The sequence below is a fragment of the Kitasatospora sp. NPDC058184 genome, from assembly GCF_042883725.1.
In the GTDB taxonomy this organism is placed as follows: Bacteria; Actinomycetota; Actinomycetes; order Streptomycetales; family Streptomycetaceae; genus Kitasatospora.
Genome location: NZ_JBHVVE010000005.1, coordinates 160,867 through 178,532, shown reverse-complemented (window position 1 = coordinate 178,532; position 17,666 = coordinate 160,867). Strand labels below are relative to the sequence as shown.

At 73.9% G+C, this 17,666-nt stretch carries 16 protein-coding genes, 1 tRNA gene and 1 pseudogene; 10 read left to right on the top strand and 8 right to left on the bottom strand.

Annotated elements, in window-relative coordinates; translation table 11 throughout:
* Window positions 1-77 precede the first annotated feature (77 nt).
* Window positions 78-752: a Crp/Fnr family transcriptional regulator gene (locus tag ACFVXH_RS11575; protein ID WP_387822462.1), complete on the top strand. Its 675-nt coding sequence runs from the start codon at window positions 78-80 to the stop codon at window positions 750-752.
* A 102-nt stretch (window positions 753-854) separates the two neighbouring features.
* Here ACFVXH_RS11575 and ACFVXH_RS11570 read toward each other — a convergent pair whose 3' ends face one another.
* The 5 genes from ACFVXH_RS11570 to ACFVXH_RS11550 all read right to left on the bottom strand — a co-directional run bounded on the left by ACFVXH_RS11570 (window position 855) and on the right by ACFVXH_RS11550 (window position 3,616).
* On the bottom strand, window positions 855-1,688 hold the full coding sequence (locus tag ACFVXH_RS11570; RefSeq protein WP_049656840.1) for an MBL fold metallo-hydrolase: 834 nt from the start codon (window positions 1,686-1,688) through the stop codon (window positions 855-857).
* On the bottom strand, window positions 1,685-1,858 hold the full coding sequence (locus tag ACFVXH_RS11565) for a hypothetical protein (protein WP_158077682.1): 174 nt from the start codon (window positions 1,856-1,858) through the stop codon (window positions 1,685-1,687). The genes ACFVXH_RS11570 and ACFVXH_RS11565 overlap by 4 nt, the downstream gene beginning before the upstream one ends.
* A gap of 153 nt (window positions 1,859-2,011) precedes the next feature.
* On the bottom strand, window positions 2,012-2,878 hold the full coding sequence (locus ACFVXH_RS11560) for an NUDIX hydrolase (RefSeq protein WP_074001790.1): 867 nt from the start codon (window positions 2,876-2,878) through the stop codon (window positions 2,012-2,014).
* A gap of 115 nt (window positions 2,879-2,993) precedes the next feature.
* On the bottom strand, window positions 2,994-3,461 hold the full coding sequence (locus ACFVXH_RS11555; protein WP_049656835.1) for a RidA family protein: 468 nt from the start codon (window positions 3,459-3,461) through the stop codon (window positions 2,994-2,996).
* Window positions 3,458-3,616, bottom strand: a complete 159-nt coding sequence (locus tag ACFVXH_RS11550; protein ID WP_094743074.1) for a DUF4177 domain-containing protein — start codon at window positions 3,614-3,616, stop codon at window positions 3,458-3,460. The genes ACFVXH_RS11555 and ACFVXH_RS11550 overlap by 4 nt, the downstream gene beginning before the upstream one ends.
* Before the next feature lie 212 nt (window positions 3,617-3,828).
* Between ACFVXH_RS11550 and ACFVXH_RS11545 the strand changes: the two genes are divergently transcribed.
* Both ACFVXH_RS11545 and ACFVXH_RS11540 read left to right on the top strand, forming a co-directional pair.
* Window positions 3,829-4,902 (top strand): ArsA-related P-loop ATPase, encoded by a 1,074-nt coding sequence (locus ACFVXH_RS11545; protein WP_074001791.1) that lies wholly within the window; start codon window positions 3,829-3,831, stop codon window positions 4,900-4,902.
* On the top strand, window positions 4,899-6,068 hold the full coding sequence (locus ACFVXH_RS11540; RefSeq protein WP_049656832.1) for an ArsA family ATPase: 1,170 nt from the start codon (window positions 4,899-4,901) through the stop codon (window positions 6,066-6,068). Before ACFVXH_RS11545 ends, ACFVXH_RS11540 begins: the two co-directional genes overlap by 4 nt.
* Before the next feature lie 127 nt (window positions 6,069-6,195).
* On the opposite strand, the gene ACFVXH_RS11535 is transcribed toward ACFVXH_RS11540, so the two are convergent.
* The gene (locus ACFVXH_RS11535) at window positions 6,196-6,519 is read right to left on the bottom strand and encodes a WhiB family transcriptional regulator (protein WP_030240986.1); all 324 of its coding nucleotides are present in this window, start codon (window positions 6,517-6,519) and stop codon (window positions 6,196-6,198) included.
* A gap of 423 nt (window positions 6,520-6,942) precedes the next feature.
* Here ACFVXH_RS11535 and ACFVXH_RS11530 point away from each other — a divergent pair, with 423 nt between their 5' ends.
* The gene (locus ACFVXH_RS11530) at window positions 6,943-9,318 is read left to right on the top strand and encodes a transglycosylase domain-containing protein (protein WP_387822456.1); all 2,376 of its coding nucleotides are present in this window, start codon (window positions 6,943-6,945) and stop codon (window positions 9,316-9,318) included.
* A gap of 167 nt (window positions 9,319-9,485) precedes the next feature.
* On the opposite strand, the gene ACFVXH_RS11525 is transcribed toward ACFVXH_RS11530, so the two are convergent.
* The gene (locus ACFVXH_RS11525; RefSeq protein ID WP_049658244.1) at window positions 9,486-9,938 is read right to left on the bottom strand and encodes a GatB/YqeY domain-containing protein; all 453 of its coding nucleotides are present in this window, start codon (window positions 9,936-9,938) and stop codon (window positions 9,486-9,488) included.
* Window positions 9,939-10,699: 761 nt separating this feature from the next.
* On the opposite strand from ACFVXH_RS11525, the pseudogene ACFVXH_RS11520 reads away from it, so the two are divergent.
* From ACFVXH_RS11520 to ACFVXH_RS11500, 5 genes and pseudogenes are all read left to right on the top strand, one after another.
* A pseudogene (locus ACFVXH_RS11520) lies at window positions 10,700-10,861 on the top strand (helix-turn-helix domain-containing protein); the annotation flags it as partial.
* Window positions 10,862-12,010 (top strand): ATP-binding protein, encoded by a 1,149-nt coding sequence (locus ACFVXH_RS11515; RefSeq protein WP_387822904.1) that lies wholly within the window; start codon window positions 10,862-10,864, stop codon window positions 12,008-12,010.
* A 163-nt stretch (window positions 12,011-12,173) separates the two neighbouring features.
* Entirely contained in the window at window positions 12,174-12,884 is a 711-nt protein-coding gene (locus tag ACFVXH_RS11510) for a CGNR zinc finger domain-containing protein (RefSeq protein ID WP_387822451.1), read from the top strand.
* The gene (locus tag ACFVXH_RS11505) at window positions 12,884-13,828 is read left to right on the top strand and encodes a metallophosphoesterase (protein WP_049658238.1); all 945 of its coding nucleotides are present in this window, start codon (window positions 12,884-12,886) and stop codon (window positions 13,826-13,828) included. Before ACFVXH_RS11510 ends, ACFVXH_RS11505 begins: the two co-directional genes overlap by 1 nt.
* 100 nt (window positions 13,829-13,928) lie before the next feature.
* Window positions 13,929-14,002: transfer RNA gene (locus ACFVXH_RS11500), tRNA-Pro, on the top strand.
* A 266-nt stretch (window positions 14,003-14,268) separates the two neighbouring features.
* Here the strand turns inward: ACFVXH_RS11500 and ACFVXH_RS11495 are convergent.
* A complete protein-coding gene (locus ACFVXH_RS11495) occupies window positions 14,269-17,064 on the bottom strand; it encodes an AAA family ATPase (protein WP_387822447.1) in 2,796 nt (931 codons plus the stop codon).
* Between the two features lie 179 nt (window positions 17,065-17,243).
* Here ACFVXH_RS11495 and ACFVXH_RS11490 point away from each other — a divergent pair, with 179 nt between their 5' ends.
* On the top strand, window positions 17,244-17,621 hold the full coding sequence (locus tag ACFVXH_RS11490; RefSeq protein WP_117491817.1) for a nuclear transport factor 2 family protein: 378 nt from the start codon (window positions 17,244-17,246) through the stop codon (window positions 17,619-17,621).
* The last annotated feature ends 45 nt before the right edge of the window (window positions 17,622-17,666 follow it).

Here is a 17,666-nt window from a genome sequence, read left to right as displayed (position 1 = left end):
TGCTTGGTGATGCAGAACACTGAACGGAACTTGCGCCGGACGGCCCACCCGCCGTACGGCCGAGAAGGAGGAAGCACGTGGACGACGTTCTGCGGCGCGCCGCACTCTTCGCGGCACTCGACGACGAACAGGCCGGCGAGCTGCGCGCTTCCATGACCGAGGTCACCCTCGCCCGTGGGGAGTCGCTGTTCCACGAGGGCGACCCGGGCGACCGGCTGTACGTCGTGGCGGAGGGCAAGGTCAAGCTGCACCGCGCCTCCCCGGACGGCCGCGAGAACATGCTCGCCGTGCTCGGCCCCAGCGAGATGATCGGCGAGCTGTCGCTGTTCGACCCGGGCCCGCGCACCGCGACCGCCAGCGCGCTGACCGAGGTCAAGCTGCTGGGCCTCGGCCACGGCGACCTCCAGCCCTGGCTGCACGCCCGCCCCGAGGTCTCCATCGCACTGCTGCGGGCCATCGCCCGCCGCCTGCGCCGCACCAACGACGTGATGTCCGACCTGGTCTTCTCCGACGTGCCCGGCCGCGTCGCCAAGGCCCTGCTGGACCTCTCCCGCCGGTTCGGCGTGCAGTCCGAGGGGGGCATCCACGTCGCCCACGACCTCACCCAGGAGGAGCTGGCCCAGCTGGTCGGCGCCTCCCGCGAGACGGTCAACAAGGCGCTCGCCGACTTCGCCGGCCGCGGCTGGCTGAAGCTGGAGGCCCGCGCGGTGGTCCTGCTGGACGTCGAGCGGCTGTCGCGCCGCTCGCGCTGACACCCGCGAACCCGCGAACGCGGAAGGGCCCGTCCGATCCGGACGGGCCCTTCCGCGTCCACCGGGCCCTACGCGTTCACCGGGCCCTACGCGTCCACCGGGTCAGTCGGCGCCCTGGATCAGCCCGTGCTCCTCCAGGTAGTCCAGCTGGGCCCGCACCGACAGCTCGGCGGCCGGCCAGAGCGCCCGGTCCACGTCGGCGTAGACCCGGGCGACCACCTCGGAGGCGCTCCGGCAGCCCGCCTCGACCGCGGTCTCCACCTGGGCGAGCCGCGACGCCCGGTGGGCCAGGTAGTAGTCGACGGCGCCGAGCGCGTCCGCGAGCACCGGGCCGTGGCCCGGCAGCACGGTCCGCACGCCGTGCTGGGAGGCCATGGTGTGCAGGTGGCGCAGCGAGTCCAGGTAGTCGCCGAGCCGGCCGTCGGGGTGCGCGACCATCGTGGTGCCGCGGCCGAGCACGGTGTCGCCGGTGAGCACCGCGCCGTCGTCCGGCAGGTGGAAGGTCAGCGAGTCCGAGGTGTGCCCCGGGGTGGCCACCACCCGCAGGTCCAGGCCGCCGACGTCCAGGCGCTGGCCGCCGACCAGGCCCTCCGAGCCCAGCCGGTGCGCCGGGTCCAGGGCCCGTACCTCGCTCCCGGTCAGCTCGGCGAAGCGGGCCGCGCCCTCGGAATGGTCGGCGTGGCCGTGGGTGAGCAGGGTCAGCGCGATCCGCTTGCCCCGTTCCTCCGCGAGGTCGACCACCCGGCGCAGGTGCCCCTCGTGCAGCGGGCCCGGGTCGATCACCACCGCGAGGTCCGAGCCCGGCTCGGAGAGCAGCCAGGTGTTGGTGCCGTCCAGCGTCATCGGCGACGGGTTCGGTGCCAGCACGCACAGCGCCCGAGGGGTGGCCTCGCCGCCGACGGCGGCGGCGGGGTCGCCCGGCAGGAGTCCGCTCACCGACCGCCTCCGACGTGCCGGTGCAGGGCCCGCAACGGCAGCGCCCGGACGAGGGCGCGCTGCGCCACCTCGACGAACGGGACCTGGCTGTCGCAGGCGAGGTCACGGGGGTTCAGGCGGCGGGCGGGCAGCTCGGGTGCCGTCCGGCGAGCCACGTCGTCGTGGGTCATCGGGCGTCGGTCCTTTCTCTGCGTCGGTACGGCAAGGTCGGGTCGTGCGGGTCGTGCGGGTCGTGCGGGTGGTGCAGGTCGTGCAGGTCGTGCAGGTCGTGCGGGTCGCGCCGGCCGTACGGCTCGTACGACCGGTCCCCGTCGGTGGAACGCTCAGGACCCCTCGGGGAACTCCCCGTCGATGGTCAGTTCCTCGTAGCCGGGCCAGCGGACCGTCAGCCGGTCGCCGCGGACCTCGGCCCGGCCCAGGACCGGCGCCAGCGGGCGGTCGGCGGCCGCGGCCAGGGCCTCGGCGGCGGTCCGTACCGACGACAGCTCGCGCAGCACCGTCACGGTCGGCGGCAGCATGCCGAAGCGGCCCTCCCGGTGGCCCCGCACCGCCTCGGCCGGGGTCAGCCAGGCGACCCGGTCGGCCTCGCCGACCTCCAGGGCCGCGCGCTGGCCGGCCGGCAGCGCGGCGACGAAGAACCAGGTGTCGTAGCGCCGTTCCTCGAACTCCGGCGTGATCCAGCGGGCCCAGCCGCCCAGCAGGTCGCTGCGCAGCACCAGCCCGTGGTCGCGGAGGAACTCGGCGAAGGACAGCTCGTGGGCCTCCAGCGCGGCCCGCTCGGCGGACCAGTCGCGCGGCGCGGCGACGCTGTCGGCGTCCGGGCCGGCCAGCAGCACGCCGGCCTCCTCGAAGGTCTCGCGGACGGCCGCGCAGACCACCGCCCGCGCCGTCCGGGCGTCCACCCCGAGCCGCCGGGCCCACTCCTCGGGCGACGGACCGGCCCAGCCCGGCTCGACCTCGGCGTCCCGCGGGTCCACCCCGCCGCCCGGGTAGGCGTACATCCCGGCCGCGAAGGCCATCGAGGTGCGCCTGCGCAGCAGGTAGGCCTCCGGCCCCTCGGCGGCGTCGCGCAGCAGCACGACGGTCGCGGCGGCCCTGGGCACCGGCGGGGTCACCGCGCCGGATTCGACCGCCCGGATCCGGGCGGGCCAGCCGGGCGGCATCGGCAGCGTCGTCGCTCGATGGTCCATGCCCGGATGCTAGGGCGTGCCCGACGATTCCCGCCAGGCTCACGAGTGGATCGGGCCCACCCGGACACCGCGGAGGCGGGGCCGGACGAGCCCGGCCCCGCCTCCGTGATCACGCTCAGGCGCTCTTGACCCGCACCAGGATCTCGACCTCGACCGGGGAGTCCAGCGGCAGCACCGCGACGCCGACGGCGCTGCGGGCGTGCACGCCCGCCTCGCCGAGCACCGCGCCGAGCAGCTCGCTGGCGCCGTTGACGACGGCCGGGACGCCGATGAAGTCGGGGGCGGCGGCGACGAAGCCGACGACCTTGACGACCTGCTCGACCTGGTCGAGGTCGCCGATCACCGACTTCACGGCGGCCAGGGCGTTCAGCGCGCAGATCCGCGCGAGGTCCTTGGCCTCCTCCGGGGACACCTCGGCACCGACCTTGCCGGTGCTCGGCAGCTTGCCGCCGACGACCGGGAGCTGGCCGGAGGTGAACACGAGGTCGCCGGTCCGCAGGGCCGGGACGTAGGCGGCGACCGGGGCGGCCACCTCCGGCAGGGTCAGGCCCAGCTCGGCGAGCTTCGACTCGACCTTGCTCATGCGTTCTTCTCCCGCTTGAAGTAGGCCACCAGCTGCTCCGGGTTCGGGCCGGGCACGACCTGGACGAGCTCCCAGCCGTCCTCGCCGAAGTTGTCCAGGATCTGCTTGGTCGCGTGCACCAGCAGGGGCGCCGTCATGTATTCCCACTTGGTCATGGCCAGACTCTAGACGAGCCGTCGCGGCGATCCGCGCCGCCCGCCGCGAGGCGTGTGAGGTGGGGCACAAACAGGGCATGATCCGGCCTGACGGCCCAGGTGCTCCGGGCATCCGGTGCGCTCCCTGGTTACCCTCGCGGGAGGGCACCCTGGCGAGGGGCACCCTCGTCAGGAGGGGACGCCCGTAGGACGGAGACGGACGGAGACGGAGCGTGGCACGCACCCCCGGCCAGGCGGCCCGGCGCGACCCCGACTGGGAGGGCGTCCGGCTGCACGTGGTCAGCGGCAAGGGCGGCACCGGGAAGACCACGCTGGCCGCGGCACTGGCCCTGGCCCTCGCCGCCGACGGCGGACGGGTGCTGCTGATCGAGGTCGAGGGCCGGCAGGGCGTCGCCGAGCTCTTCGGGATCGCCGCGCTCCCGTACGAGGAGCGCCGGATCGCCTCGGTCTCCCGCGCCCAGCTCGGGCTGCCGGCCGCGGAGGGCGGGCCCGGCGAGGTCTTCGCGCTGGCGATCGACACCGAGCTGGCGCTGCTGGAGTACCTGGAGATGTTCTACAAGCTCGGCCGGGCCGGGAAGGCGCTCCAGAAGGTCGGCTTCGTCGACTTCGCCACCACCATCGCGCCCGGCGTACGGGACGTCCTGCTCACCGGCAAGGCCTGCGAGGCGACCAGGCGCAAGGACCCGGACGGCCGGCGGCGCTACGACGCGGTGGTGATGGACGCCCCGCCGACCGGGCGGCTGACCCGGTTCCTGAACGTCAACGCCGAGGTCGCCGGGCTGGCCCGGATCGGCCCGATACACACCCAGGCGCAGGCCGTGATGCGGGTGCTGAAGTCGCCGGAGACCGCGGTGCACCTGGTCACCCTGCTGGAGGAGATGCCGGTGCAGGAGACGGTCGACGGCATCGAGGAGCTGCGCGAGGCGCGGCTCCCGGTGGGCGGGGTGATGGTCAACATGGTCCGGCCGCCGGTGCTGGACGCGGCGGCGGTGGCCGCGGTGGACGGGGACCACCGCGAGGAGGTCGCCCTGGCGCTCGGCGAGGCCGGACTCGGCGGCCGCACCCGCACCGGGGAGAAGGTCCGGGCGGCGGTGGAGCCGCTGCTCGACCCGCTGCTGGAGCAGGCCAGGGAGCACGCCGAGCGGGTCGAGCTGGAGCGCGCGCAGCGCGCCGACATCCAGCAGCTGCGGCTCCCGACGTACGAACTGCCGCTGCTGGGCGAGGGCGTGGACCTCGGCGGGCTGTACCGGCTGGCGGGCGAACTGAAGCGGCAGGGGGCGGCATGACCTCGAACGGGGTGCGGAGCACCGGACGGCGGCTCGCGGTGGACGAGCTGATCGACGACCCGAAGACCAGGATCATCGTCTGCTGCGGCTCCGGCGGCGTCGGCAAGACCACCACCGCCGCGGCCCTCGGCCTGCGGGCGGCCGAGCGCGGCCGCAAGGTCGTGGTGCTGACCATCGACCCGGCCCGCCGGCTCGCCCAGTCGATGGGCCTGACCGAGCTCGACAACACCCCCCGGGTGGTCAAGGGGGTGAACGGCACCGGCGAGCTCCAGGCCATGATGCTGGACATGAAGCGGACCTTCGACGAGGTCGTGCTGGCCCACGCCGAGCCCGAACGGGCCCGGGCGATCATGGAGAACCCCTTCTACCAGTCCCTGTCGGCCGGCTTCGCCGGCACCCAGGAGTACATGGCGATGGAGAAGCTCGGGCAGCTGCGCGCCGCCGAGGAGTGGGACCTGATCGTCGTGGACACCCCGCCGTCCCGCTCGGCGCTGGACTTCCTGGACGCGCCCAACCGGCTCGGGTCCTTCCTGGACGGCCGGGTGATCCGGATCCTCACCGCCCCGGCCAAGGTCGGCGGCCGCAGCGCGATGCGCTTCCTGAACGCCGGGATGGGCCTGCTCACCGGCACCCTGGGCAAGATCTTCGGCGCCCAGCTGCTCACCGACGTGCAGACCTTCGTCAGCGCGATGGACTCGATGTTCGGCGGCTTCCGGGAGCGCGCGGACCGCACGTACCAGCTGCTCAAGGCGCCGGGTACGGCGTTCCTGGTGGTGGCGGCGCCGGAGCGGGACGCGCTGCGCGAGGCGGCGTACTTCGTGGACCGGCTGGCCGCGGACCGGATGCCGCTGGCCGGGCTGGTGCTCAACCGGGTGCACGGCACGGGCGCACCGCAGCTCACCGCGGAACGGGCGCTGGCGGCCGCCGAGGCCCTGGAGGAGAACGGCTCGGAGCACGCCTCGCCCGAGGCCGAGCTGCTCGCGGCCGGGCTGCTGCGGCTGCACGCCGAGCGGATGCAGATCATGGGGCGCGAACGCCGTACCCGCGACCGCTTCGTCTCGGTGTACCCGGACGTGCCGATCGTGGAGGTGCCGGCGCTGCCGGGCGACGTGCACGACCTGGACGGGCTGCGGGCCATCGGGGACCGGCTCAACGGCGCGGTCTAGCCCGCGCGGTACCACCCGGTGCGGTCACCGACCCCGCGCGGTACAACCCGGCGCGGTCACCGGCCCTGCGCGGCACGGCCCCCCGTCCGCGGGGCCGACCGGCCCGGGCCGCGTGGTGCGGCCGGGCTCAGCCCGCCTGGGCGTAGTCCGTCAGTATCACCCCGGTCGCGAGGGACTCCTCGTACTCGGTGCGCGCCGTCTCCAGCAGCCTCCGCCACGAGATGACGGTCGGGCGGCGGCGCAGCAGCGCCCGGCGCTCGCGCTCCGTCATCCCGCCCCACACCCCGAACTCCACCCGGTTGTCCAGGGCGTCCGCGAGGCACTCGGTCCGGACGGGGCAGCCGCTGCACACCGCCTTCGCGCGGTTCTGTGCCGCCCCCTGGACGAACAGTTCGTCCGGATCACTCGTGCGGCAGGCGGCCTGCGCACTCCAGTCGTCAACCCAGCCCATGCCGGCGCCGTCCTCTCCCGTATCGAGGCTCCCCCACGGCGGCAACGGCATATTCACCGTTGCCAGTTGAGGACGTTACGGAAGAACGACAGCTTGCAACAGCCCCTTCGGGCTCAATCTCGAATGACCCAATTGGACTATGGGTGGCGATCAGCTCACTCGTTGGAGTGATCGCAGGTCGCACACCTTGCCAAGAGCGGAACCCCCACTCTCGCCACAGGAGTCGTCACTGAGTGCGACCGACCACACCGGCACAGCAGGCCACAGCTGCCTCAAAACCCGGACATCGGCGGGTAATTCGGGCAAGTCTTCTCGCCCACAAGAGTGAACGATGTTGACGCACCGAAGCTGTCGCAAGCTTGTGACAAGCCTAGGCGAACACCTGCCCCGGTGTGCGGGAATCCGCGACGTAGGGTTCTCCCCATGGCACCGAAGCGCCCCCAGGCATCCCAGCCCCCAGGCAACACCGGAGCTCCGCGCGGCCGGACCGGCGGATCCCCGATGGAGCACGCCGGCAACGGCGTGAAGTTCCTGGGCGTCAGCGTGCTCTCCGGAGTCCTGCTGGCAGGCCTCGCCCTGCCCGCCGTCGGCGCCATCGGGCTGACCGCCAAGGACACGGCGGAGAGCTTCGCCAACATCCCCGACGACTTCAAGACCCCGCCGCTCACCCAGGCGACGCAGATCTTCGACGCCAAGGGCGGCCTGATCGCCAAGGTCTACGAGCGCGACCGCACCGTCATCACCGCGGACCAGATGTCGCCGTTCATGCGGCACGCCCAGGTCGACATCGAGGACGCCCGCTTCTACGAGCACGGCGCCGTCGACCTCAAGGGCGTCCTCCGGGCGATCAGCAAGAACGCGGAGAGCGGCACCGCCTCCCAGGGCGCCTCCACGCTGACCCAGCAGTACGTGAAGAACGTCAACGTGGAGAAGGCCGGCGACGACCAGGCGGCCGTCCTGGAGGCCCAGCGCAAGACCCTGGGCCGCAAGATCCAGGAGCTCAAGGTCGCCATCAAGCTGGAGGAGGACCTGAGCAAGGATCAGATCCTCACCAACTACCTCAACATCACCTTCTACGGCCACCAGGCCTACGGGGTCGAGGCCGCCTCCCAGCGCTACTTCAGCAAGAGCAACAAGGACCTCACCGTCGCCGAGGCCGCCACCCTGGCCGGCGTGGTCCAGAACCCGTCGCAGTACGACCCGGTGCGCTACCCCGAGAACACGCTCAAGCGCCGCAACGTCGTGATCGACAAGATGCTGGAGAACAAGCACATCACCGCCGACCAGGCGAAGGAGGCGAAGGCCGCCCCGCTGGGTCTGAAGTACAAGGACCCGCAGAACGGCTGCATCACCGCCCAGGCCGGCATGGGCTTCTTCTGCGACTACGTGCGCCACGTGGTCAAGCAGGACCCGGCCTTCGGCAAGAGCGCCGACGAGCGCAAGAAGCTGTGGAACACCGGCGGCCTGAACATCTACACCACGCTGGACCCGGACAAGCAGGCCGCCGCCCAGAACGCCGTCACCAAGAAGGTCAACGTGACCGACCCGGTGTCGGCCGCCGCGACCATGATGGAGCCGGGCAGCGGCAAGATCCTGGCGATGGCCCAGACCCGCCCGTACGGCCTGGACCCGAACAAGAACCAGACCGTCGTCAACCTCAACGTGGACGCGGCCATGGGCGGCGGCAACGGCTTCCAGACCGGCTCCACCTTCAAGCCGATCCTGGCCGCGGCGGCGCTGGAGTCGGGCATGTCGAACACCCAGGCGTTCCCGTCCGAGAACAAGATCGAGTACCCCCAGATGTCCACCTGCTCGGGCACCTGGAAGAACACCGTCAAGCCCAAGGAGACGGTGAAGAACGAGCAGGACAGCGAGGTCGGGCCGTACCAGCTGAAGGAGGCGATGGCCCGCTCGGTCAACACCTACTTCGTGCAGATGGAGCAGCAGGTCGGCCTCTGCGCGATGAAGCAGATGGCGAACAAGCTGGGCATCACCCAGTCCGCCAAGGGCGACGCCTTCCAGGAGGTGCCCTCGATGGTCCTCGGCACCCTGGAGCTCTCCCCGCTGACCATGGCGAACGTCTACGCGACCTTCGCCGCCCGCGGCAAGTACTGCACCCCGATCGCGATCAACAAGATCACCACGGTCGACGGCAAGGACGTCCCCGTCCCGCAGTCCCAGTGCAGCCAGGCCTTCTCCGAGCAGACCGCCGACTCGCTCAACGCCGTCCTGCTCAACGTCACCGAGAAGGGCACCGCGGCCTCCCTCGGCCTCGACGACGGCCGCAAGATCGCGGGCAAGACCGGTACCACCGACGAGAAGAAGGCCGCCTGGTTCAGCGGCTACACCCCGTCGCTGGCCACCTCGGTCTGGCTCGGCGGCCCGGCCGGCGGCGTCAAGATGAAGAACATCACCATCGGCGGCAAGTACTTCCCCGAGGTCTTCGGCGCCGACGGCCCCGGCCCGATCTGGCAGCTGGCGATGAACCAGGCACTCAAGGGCACGCCCGTGGAGCCGATCCAGACCGCCAACATCCCGGACCCGCAGCCGGCCACGCCCCCGCCGGGCACCACCCCGCCGGCCACCGACCCGAACGCCCAGCAGCCGCCGGCCGGCAACCCCCCGCCGCCGCAGCAGGGCGGCAACCCGGGCCAGCCCGGCGGGCTGCCCGGCAACCAGGCCGGCGGTCTGCCCGGCGGGCTGCCCGGCGGCTTCCCCGGCGGCTTCACCTTCCCGCCCGGCCCCGGGAACGGGAACGGGAACGGCGGCCGCCACGGCGGCGGCAACGGGAACGGCTGACCCGCCCTCCCGGCGGGGTGACCCGCGCCGCGGAACATGCCGAAGGGGCGCCCTCCAGTGCGGAGGGCGCCCCTTCGGCGTGCTGCCGGGGCACCAGGGGGCGGGGCCGGGGCCGACCAGGGTTCGACCCTGGACGGCCCGGGGCGGGCCCTGGTCTGAGCCGCGGCTCAGACCAGGGCGGCCTTCACGGCGGCGGCGACCCGGCTGCCCTCGGCCAGACCGTCGACCTTGGGCTTCACCAGCTTCATGACAGCGCCCATCGCCTGGGGGCCGGTCGCGCCGCTCTCGGCCACGGCGGCCGCCACGATCGCGGCCAGCTCCTCGTCGGAGAGCTGCTTGGGCAGGTAGCCCGCCAGCACCTCGCCCTCGGCCAGCTCCCGGGCCGCCTGCTCCGTCCGGCCGGCGTTCCCGAAGGCCTCGGCCGCCTCCCGGCGCTTCTTCGCCTCGCGGCCGATCACCTTCAGCACGTCGGCGTCGGACAGCTCGCGCTTCTGCTTGCCCGCCACCTCCTCGCTGGTGACGGCGGACAGCGTGAGCCGGATGGTGGACGAGCGCAGTTCGTCCCGTTCCCTGATGGCAGCCGTGAGGTCCTCGTGCAGCTGCTCCTTGAGCGTTGTCATTTCCTCTTCTTATCCTTCGGCTGTGGGTGGGCTCAACCGGTTTCCCGTGGGCATCCACCGGGGTTTCCGCAGTTGAACGAGTATCCCCGACAAGTACGGCCGACCGTCGCCCGTCGGCGCGCCGCTGCCGCCCCGCTGACGGGGTTGTGGGCACGGCGGGGCGGGCGGTAGCCGTCCGACCCGGGAAGCAGCCCGGGAAACGGTCAGGGAAACGGTCCGGCCCGGGAACGGGCGGCGGTCGAGTCCGTGAACAATCGATGCCCCCGGCCGGGAACGGACGACGGGATTCGGCCAAGGTGGCCGATAATGCCCGCACATTCTCGGCCGAAATGCCGAGAACTGCCTGTTCCGGAGCGAAGTTGCCGGTTCCGCAGGGGTACATCGAACACTGCGACCGCTTCGCCGAAAATAGTCCGCGTAGTACACTCGTTCGCGCGTCGCCCGAGCAGCCCGAAGGCGGCGGTCACCTCACCGTCGAATCATCCCCGAATCATCGCCGAAGGCCGCCACGATCAGCCGCGACAAACCGTCACCATGTCCCCGATTCATTATTCCACGGCACTGACACACTGCCGGCCAGGCGCCCTGCAACCCTGACACCTTGCGGCCCGGGCGCCCTGCGGTCCCGGTCGGCGCGGGCGCTCACGCCTGCGCTCCACCGGACGGCCGACGGCGATCGTTTTTCGGAGTGATTGGCGCCGCAGCACGGCGCACTGATTTCTGACTTTTATTCTGCTCACGACAGCAGGAAGCGCGGGGGAATGGACAACAATCAGCTTCGCTCGATGTTGGTAACCCAACGGAAGATGGTCGGATGGAGCCAGGAGCAATTAGCCGAACACTCCACCGTCAGCGTCCGCACCATTCGTAATCTGGAAACCGGCGCCATCAGGAATCCGCGGCGCAGTTCCGTGGAACTCCTGGTGGGCGCACTGTTCTCCGCGGCGACCAACCGGGACGACCCCCTGCTCTCCCACGCCGTCCAGGCGGGCGCCCCGGCCGGGCTGCTGCCCGCCCGGCCGGAGCCCGGACCGCCGGTCCGCGTCGCCGAACTCCCGGACAACGCGCGGTGGCAGGGGCTGCGGCCCAAGACGGACGTCACCGTCGGCCGCCAGGCCGACCTGCTGCACGTCGTGACCGCCCTGCGGCCGGGCCGCCCGCTGGTGCTCACCGGACCGGCCGGGGTCGGCAAGACCCGGCTGGCGCTGGACTCCGCCGCCCACCTGCTGGACCGCTTCCGGGACGGCGTCGCGGTCCTGGAGCTCGGCTCGGTCACCCCCGAGGCCGTCGACCCCGCCGCCGCCTCGGCCCAGGCCCAGCGCGCGCTCGACACCCTCCTGCGGGGCGTCGGCCGCGACCCGCGGACCGACCCCGAGCCGCAGCTGCTGCTGGTCGTCGACAACGCCGAGCACGTCATCGACACGGTGGCCCGGCAGGTCAGGGCACTGCTGGCGCGGCACCCGGCGCTCCACATCATGATCACCTCGCTGCGGGCGCCCGCCGGGGTCCCGGCCGACCTGTGGGAGGTGGCGCCGCTGTCGGTCGACCACCCGGACGGCCCTTACGGCTGCCCGCCCGCCGCCGAACTGTTCTGCCGCCGGGTGCACTCGGTCGTCCCGACGCTCGACCTCGGCGACCAGATGCCGCAGGTGGTCGAGCTCTGCCGACGCCTCGGCGGCCTGGCGCTCGCGATCGAGAACGCCGCCGTCCGGATGCGCTCGGTGCCCCTGCACGTCCTGGTGGACGAGTGCCGGGTGCTCCCGATCCTCGGCCAGGAGGAGGTCGGCGGGCTCTCCCACCACCGCTCGCTGCACCGCAGCCTCGCCTGGGCGTACGGGCTCCTCGACGAACGGCAGCGCCGGGCGCTCAGACGGTTCTCCCGGTTCCCCGAGGAGTTCTCCATCGACGACGTCCGGCAGCAGCCGGTCGACGGCGGCCGGGAGCCCTCCCGCAACCTCGACGTGCTGGCCGAGCTGGTCGACTTCTCCGTCGTCCAGGTGAAGCGCGGCCACCAGTACGCGTACCGGGTGCCCCGGATGATGCGCGAGTACGTCAACGCCATCCCGGCCTGAGGGCCGGCCCCGTGCCGCCCGCGCCTGGAGCACTGCTCCTGGCACGGGCGGCACGGGCTTTCTGAGCGCGGGTCAGTTCGCCGCGGTCGACCGCCGCCCCCGCCTGGTAGTCCGCCCTCCCGGCCCGTAACCCTTCATCCCGGTTACACCTATCCTGGGCCGCATGACCGACGCAGCCGACCGCAGCGCCGCCGACGGACCGCCCGCCACCCCGCCCGGGCTGCTCCTCACCACCCCCGGGGGCGGCCGCTTCCACTTCGACCCCGGCGCCCTCTGCCTGGAACTGCTCACCACCGGCGGCCCCGGCCCGTACGCCCGGTACGAGGTGCTGCACCGGCCAGCCGACCTCGCCGCCTGGCTCCCGCCGTCCCGGCTGCGACTGCCCGCCGACGCCGTACGGATCTCCCCCGCCCAGCTCGCCGCCGCCCGCACCCTGCGCGACGCCCTGTGGCGCCTGGCCGCCGCCCGCGCCCACGGCGGCCGGGGCACGCCCGCGGACCACGCCGTCCTCAACCGGGCCGCCGAGCACCCGCCGCTGGTCCCCCGGATCGCCCCCGACGGCACCGCGGCCGCCCCACTGCCCGCCGACGGGGCCCAGCTGGTCGCCACCCTCGCCCGGGACGCCATCGCCCTGCTCACCGGCCCGTACGCGGACCGGGTCCGGGAATGCGGCGCCGACAACTGCCAACTGATCTTCGTCGACACCTCGCGGCCGGGCCGGCGCCGCTGGTGCTCCATGGAGCGCTGCGGCAACCGCCACAAGGTCCGCGCGCTACGCGCCCGCCGGGACTCCGAGGAGGCCCCGCCGACCACCGCCCCCGCCCCCGACTCCGGGCGTACACAGGCTGATCGACCGTCTGAGAGCATGGGCTGATGCGACCGCTGTACTCCGTTCCCCTCGGCATCGCCGCCACCGGCGCCGCCTGTCTCGCCTACTCCGTCGGGTACGAGGTCCGGGCCTTCCGCCTCCGCCGGATCGAGGTCCCCGTCCTCCCGCGCGGCGCCCGCCCGATCCGGGTCCTCCAGGTGTCCGACATCCACATGGTGAGCGGGCAGGGCAAGAAGCAGCGCTGGCTGAAGAGCCTGGCCGGCCTGCGCCCCGACCTGGTGGTCAACACCGGCGACAACCTCTCCGACCCGCTCGGCGTCCCGGCCACCCTCGACGCGCTCGGACCGCTCATGGAGTTCCCCGGCGTCTACGTCTTCGGCTCCAACGACTACTACGGCCCGGCCCGCAAGAACCCGGCCCGCTACCTCCAGGCCATGCGCAGCGGCGCCCACGGCATGAACAACCCCGACGGCACCGCCCGCCGCGGCATCACCGGCGCCGTCCACAACCCCTGGGAGAAGCTCCGCGACGGCTTCGACGCGGCCGGCTGGCTCGACCTCACCAACACCCGCGGCCGGCTCACCGTGAACGGGCTCGACCTGGAGTTCACCGGCCTCGACGACCCGCACATCCGGCGCGACCGCTACAGCGAGGTCGCCGGCGGCCCGTCCCCCGACGCCGACCTCTCCCTCGCCGTCGTCCACGCGCCCTACCTGCGCGTCCTCGACGCCTTCACCGCCGACCGCTACCCGCTGATCCTGGCCGGCCACACCCACGGCGGCCAGCTCTGCATCCCCTTCTACGGCGCCCTGGTCACCAACTGCGACATCGACACCCGCCGGGTCAAGGGCCTCTCCACCCACACCGCCGGCGGCCACCGCTCCCACCTCCACGTCTCGGCCGGCTGCGGCACCAACCGCTACACCCCCGTCCGCTTCGCCTGCCCCCCCGAGGCCACCCTCCTCACCCTCGTCCCGGCAGCCCGCTGACCCCCACCGGACGCCCGCTCGAAACCGGATTTCGTGTCTCGGCGAGCGTCCGGTAGAGTTCTACTCGTCGCGAAGGAGACGGAGCGACAAACCGCAAGACCGGGGTGTGGCGCAGCTTGGTAGCGCGCTTCGTTCGGGACGAAGAGGCCGTGGGTTCAAATCCCGCCACCCCGACCCACTGCAGAGGGCCTGCCGGAGAAATCCGGCAGGCCCTCTGTCGTTGTGCGCGACCGGCTGGGTGACCACTCCTCAGCCGGGTCCGACGCCCGGGTGCCGTCCGCGACCTCCACCGGCCGACCGCAGGCAGGCCCCACCGCGCGCACGACGCCCCGCCCCGGCCGCCGGGCGAGCCGCGCTGCGGGCAAGGCCAACTCCCCGTACGGACAGCGCCGGTGCGTCCGGGGCTCCGCGGCCGCGCCGCCGTCGCCGGGGCCGGGCCGTCAGAGGGTGGTGGCGAGTTCGGTGCGGGAGGTGATGTTGAGCTTGGGGTAGGCCTTGTAGAGGTGGTGGGCGACGGTGCGGGGGCTGAGGAAGAGCTGGGCGGCGATGTCGCGGTTGGTGAGGCCCTGGGCGGCGAGGCGGGCGATCTGGAGTTCCTGGGGGGTGAGGGGGGACCGGGGGGTGCCGGTGGGGGCGGCCGGGGTGGGGGCCGGGGTGCCGGTGGCGGAGAGTTCGGTGCGGGCGCGGGCGGCCCAGGGGTGGGCGGCGAGGCGGTCGAAGGTCTCCAGGGCGGCGCGCAGGTGGGGGCGGGCGTCGGTCCGGCGGCGGGTGCGGCGGAGCCATTCGCCGTAGAGGAGGGCGGTGCGGGCCTGTTCGAAGGGGCGGTGGGCCGTTTCGTGCCGGGAGAGGGCGGCGCGGTAGGTGGTCTCGGCGAGTTCGTCGGGGCCGAGCAGGGCCTGGCAGCGCAGCCGGAGGGCGTCGGCCCAGGGGCGGTCGGCGGCGGCCGTCCAGCGGGCGAAGCGTTCGTAGGCTTCGGCGGCGCGTTCGGGGGTGCCGAGGCGGACGGCGGCCTCGACGAGGTCGGGGACGGCCCGGGTGGCGCTGACGTGGTGGCGGTGCGGGCCGGTGGTGAGGGTGTGCAGCCGGTCGGCGGCGTCGCCGGCGCGGCCCTGGCCGAGGTCGCGCAGGGCGAGCGCCCACTGGGCCCAGGCCTGGCCGGCGGCGGGGGCGGCGGTCTGCGGGCCGGTGGTGGCGAGGGCGGCGGCCGCGAGTTCGGCGCAGTGGTCGGTGCGGCCGTCGAGCGCGGCCAGGTGGGCGAGCAGCGCGGTGAGTTGGCTGACCCACTGGTGCTGGCCGGTGTCCCGGGCGAGGCCGAGGCCTTCGGTGGCGGTGAGTTCGGCGTCGCGGTGGCGGCCGTGGAAGAGTTCGGCCTCGGCGAGGAAGAACTGCAGGGTGGGCATCACGCCGACGGTGCCCTTGGCGCGGGCCTCGGCGACCAGTTCGGCGGCGAGTTCGGCGGTCTCCTCGTCGCGTCCGAGGACCAGGGTGGCGCCGCACAGCTGGACGAGGTCGACCGGGCTCTCGGCCCCGGCCCGGCGGGCGGCCTCGGCGGCCTCCCGGACGGGCGGCAGCGGGCCGGCGGGGCGGCCGAGCGCGGGCAGGACCGCCGCGGGCAGGTGGCGGGCGAGCGGGGCGAGGGGGTCGTCGGCGGCGAGCGGCAGGACCGCCAGGCGGTCCAGGACGGCGGCCACCGGCTCCTCCCCCGCGTACCAGGCGGCATGGAAGGCCTGGAGCAGCATCCGGGCGGCGTACGGCGGGTCGATGTCGGTGCCGGCGGCGTCGAGCAGCAGCCGGTGGGCGGTCGGGTAGGAGCCGCGCCAGAAGTGGGCGGTGGCCCGGACCTGGTCGAGCAGGGCGTGCGCCAGGATGTTGTCGGTACGGCCGGAGGCCTCGTCGGCGAGCGCCTCGGCCCGTACCAACTCGCCTTCCTCGGTGGCGGCTTCGGCGGCCAGGACGAGCCGGCGGGTGGCGCCGTCGCGGTCCGGGGTGAGGCGGGCGGCGCGCTCGTACGCGGCGGCGCCGCCGTGGCCGCCGCGGCGCCCGGCGCGGACGGCGGTGCGCTCCAGCGCGTCGGCGAGGCCGGCGTCAGGGGCGGTGGCGGCGAGGGCGAGGTGCCAGGTGCGGCGGTCGCCGTCCGGCAGCGCGCCGGCGACGGCCCGGTGGACCGCCGTCTTCTGGTGGTGCGGCGCCCGTTGGAGGATCGCGGAGCGCAGCAGCGGGTGCCGGAAGGCGATCCAGCGGTCGGCCGTGACCGTCACCAGGCCGGACGCCTCGGCGGGCGCGAGGTGTTCGGCGGTGACGCCGAGGGCGGCCGCGGCGGGCAGGACGACGTCCAGTGCCCCGCCCTCCTCGGTGGCGGCGACCAGCAGCAGTGTCTGGGTGGCCGCGGGCAGGCCGGTGACCTGGCCATGGAAGGCGATCAGCAGCCGGCTGGTGAGCGGCAGGCCGCCCGGTGCCGGTGGCTGCGGCCCGGCGGCGACCGGGAGTTCGGTGAGCGCGAGCGGGTTGCCGGCCGCCTCGGCGAGCAGCCGGTCGCGGACGGTGGACGGCAGGTCGGGGCCGACCCGCCGGGCCAGCAGCCGGGTGGCGTCGGCCTCGGACAGGCCGGTCACCTGCCGTTCGGGCAGGCCCAGCGGGCGCTCCGCCGGGCTGCCGCCGGCCCCGGACGGGCCGCCGGTGCGGGCGGCGAGCAGCAGGGCGACCCCCTCGGCCTGGAGCCTCCGGGCGGCCAGCAGCAGGGCGTCCAGGGAGGCCCGGTCCAGCCACTGCACGTCGTCGATGACGCACAACAGCGGCCGGTCGGCGGCGAGTTCGGCGAGCAGGCCGAGCGTGGCGAGCCCGACCAGCAGCCGGTCGGCGCCCGCCCCACCGCCGCCCGCACCGCCGCCGTCGCCTGCCCGGTCGCCCGCCCGGTCGTCGCCCATCCGCTCGTCGTCGGAGAGCCCGAACGCCGCCTCCAGCGCCCGCCGTTGCGGGCCCGGCAGGACGTCCAGCCGGGCCAGGCCGGGCGCGAGCAGCAGGCTCAGCCCGGCGTACGGCAGCTCGGCCTCGTACTCGACGCCGGCCGCCCGGACGACCCGGAACGCCTCCCCCGCCCGCGCGACGGCGTCGTCCAGCAGCGCGGTCTTGCCGATGCCGGCCTCGCCCCGGAGCAGCAGCACTCCGCTGCGTCCGGCCCGCACCCCGTCCAACAGCCCGTCCACGGCGGCCTGTTCGCCTTCCCTCCCGTACAGCATGCCCCGACCCTACCCAGCAGGGCCGCGCACCACTGCCGACCACGGCACCGGTACGCCTCCGCGGAGGCTACGTACCCCCATACCCATACGTGACGGATTCGCCGTCGGCCGCCCGTCCCTACCGTGGTGAGCACCGGGAACAATCCGGCCAACCACCCACCGGAACACGGGAGATGACGATGACCGAGATCACCACCGCCGCCCTCCAGCAGCTCGCCGAGCGCTACCTCGCGGTGTGGAACGAGACCGACCCGGCGGCCCGCCGCAAGCTGGTCGACGAGGTGTGGGCCGAGGACGGCCGCTACACCGACCCGCTGGCCGCCGTCACCGGCCGGGACGCGATCGACGCGCTGATCGGCGCCGCCCAGGCCCAGTTCCCGGGGCTGGAGTTCACCCTCGGCCCGGTCGACGCGCACCACGACGTCGCCCGCTTCACCTGGAACCTGGGCCCGGCCGGCGCGGAGCCGGTGGTGATCGGCTTCGACGTGCTGGCGGCCACCCCGGACGGCCGGATCGGCGCGGTGTACGGCTTCCTCGACCGCGTGCCGGGCGCCTGACCCCGCGGACCGCCGCCCCGGCCGAGGGGCGGGACGCACCCCACC

What these genes read in the sequence shown, in the direction of transcription:
- ACFVXH_RS11565 (WP_158077682.1), bottom strand. Translation starts at nt 1,858, where the DNA reads ATGACCCACGACGACGTGGCTCGCCGGACGGCACCCGAGCTGCCCGCC.
- ACFVXH_RS11530 (WP_387822456.1), top strand. Translation starts at nt 6,943, where the DNA reads ATGGCACCGAAGCGCCCCCAGGCATCCCAGCCCCCAGGCAACACCGGA.
- ACFVXH_RS11555 (WP_049656835.1), bottom strand. Translation starts at nt 3,461, where the DNA reads ATGAGCAAGGTCGAGTCGAAGCTCGCCGAGCTGGGCCTGACCCTGCCG.
- ACFVXH_RS11495 (WP_387822447.1), bottom strand. Translation starts at nt 17,064, where the DNA reads ATGCTGTACGGGAGGGAAGGCGAACAGGCCGCCGTGGACGGGCTGTTG.
- ACFVXH_RS11510 (WP_387822451.1), top strand. Translation starts at nt 12,174, where the DNA reads ATGACCGACGCAGCCGACCGCAGCGCCGCCGACGGACCGCCCGCCACC.
- ACFVXH_RS11490 (WP_117491817.1), top strand. Translation starts at nt 17,244, where the DNA reads ATGACCGAGATCACCACCGCCGCCCTCCAGCAGCTCGCCGAGCGCTAC.
- ACFVXH_RS11560 (WP_074001790.1), bottom strand. Translation starts at nt 2,878, where the DNA reads ATGGACCATCGAGCGACGACGCTGCCGATGCCGCCCGGCTGGCCCGCC.
- ACFVXH_RS11550 (WP_094743074.1), bottom strand. Translation starts at nt 3,616, where the DNA reads ATGACCAAGTGGGAATACATGACGGCGCCCCTGCTGGTGCACGCGACC.
- ACFVXH_RS11535 (WP_030240986.1), bottom strand. Translation starts at nt 6,519, where the DNA reads ATGGGCTGGGTTGACGACTGGAGTGCGCAGGCCGCCTGCCGCACGAGT.
- ACFVXH_RS11505 (WP_049658238.1), top strand. Translation starts at nt 12,884, where the DNA reads ATGCGACCGCTGTACTCCGTTCCCCTCGGCATCGCCGCCACCGGCGCC.
- ACFVXH_RS11525 (WP_049658244.1), bottom strand. Translation starts at nt 9,938, where the DNA reads ATGACAACGCTCAAGGAGCAGCTGCACGAGGACCTCACGGCTGCCATC.
- ACFVXH_RS11540 (WP_049656832.1), top strand. Translation starts at nt 4,899, where the DNA reads ATGACCTCGAACGGGGTGCGGAGCACCGGACGGCGGCTCGCGGTGGAC.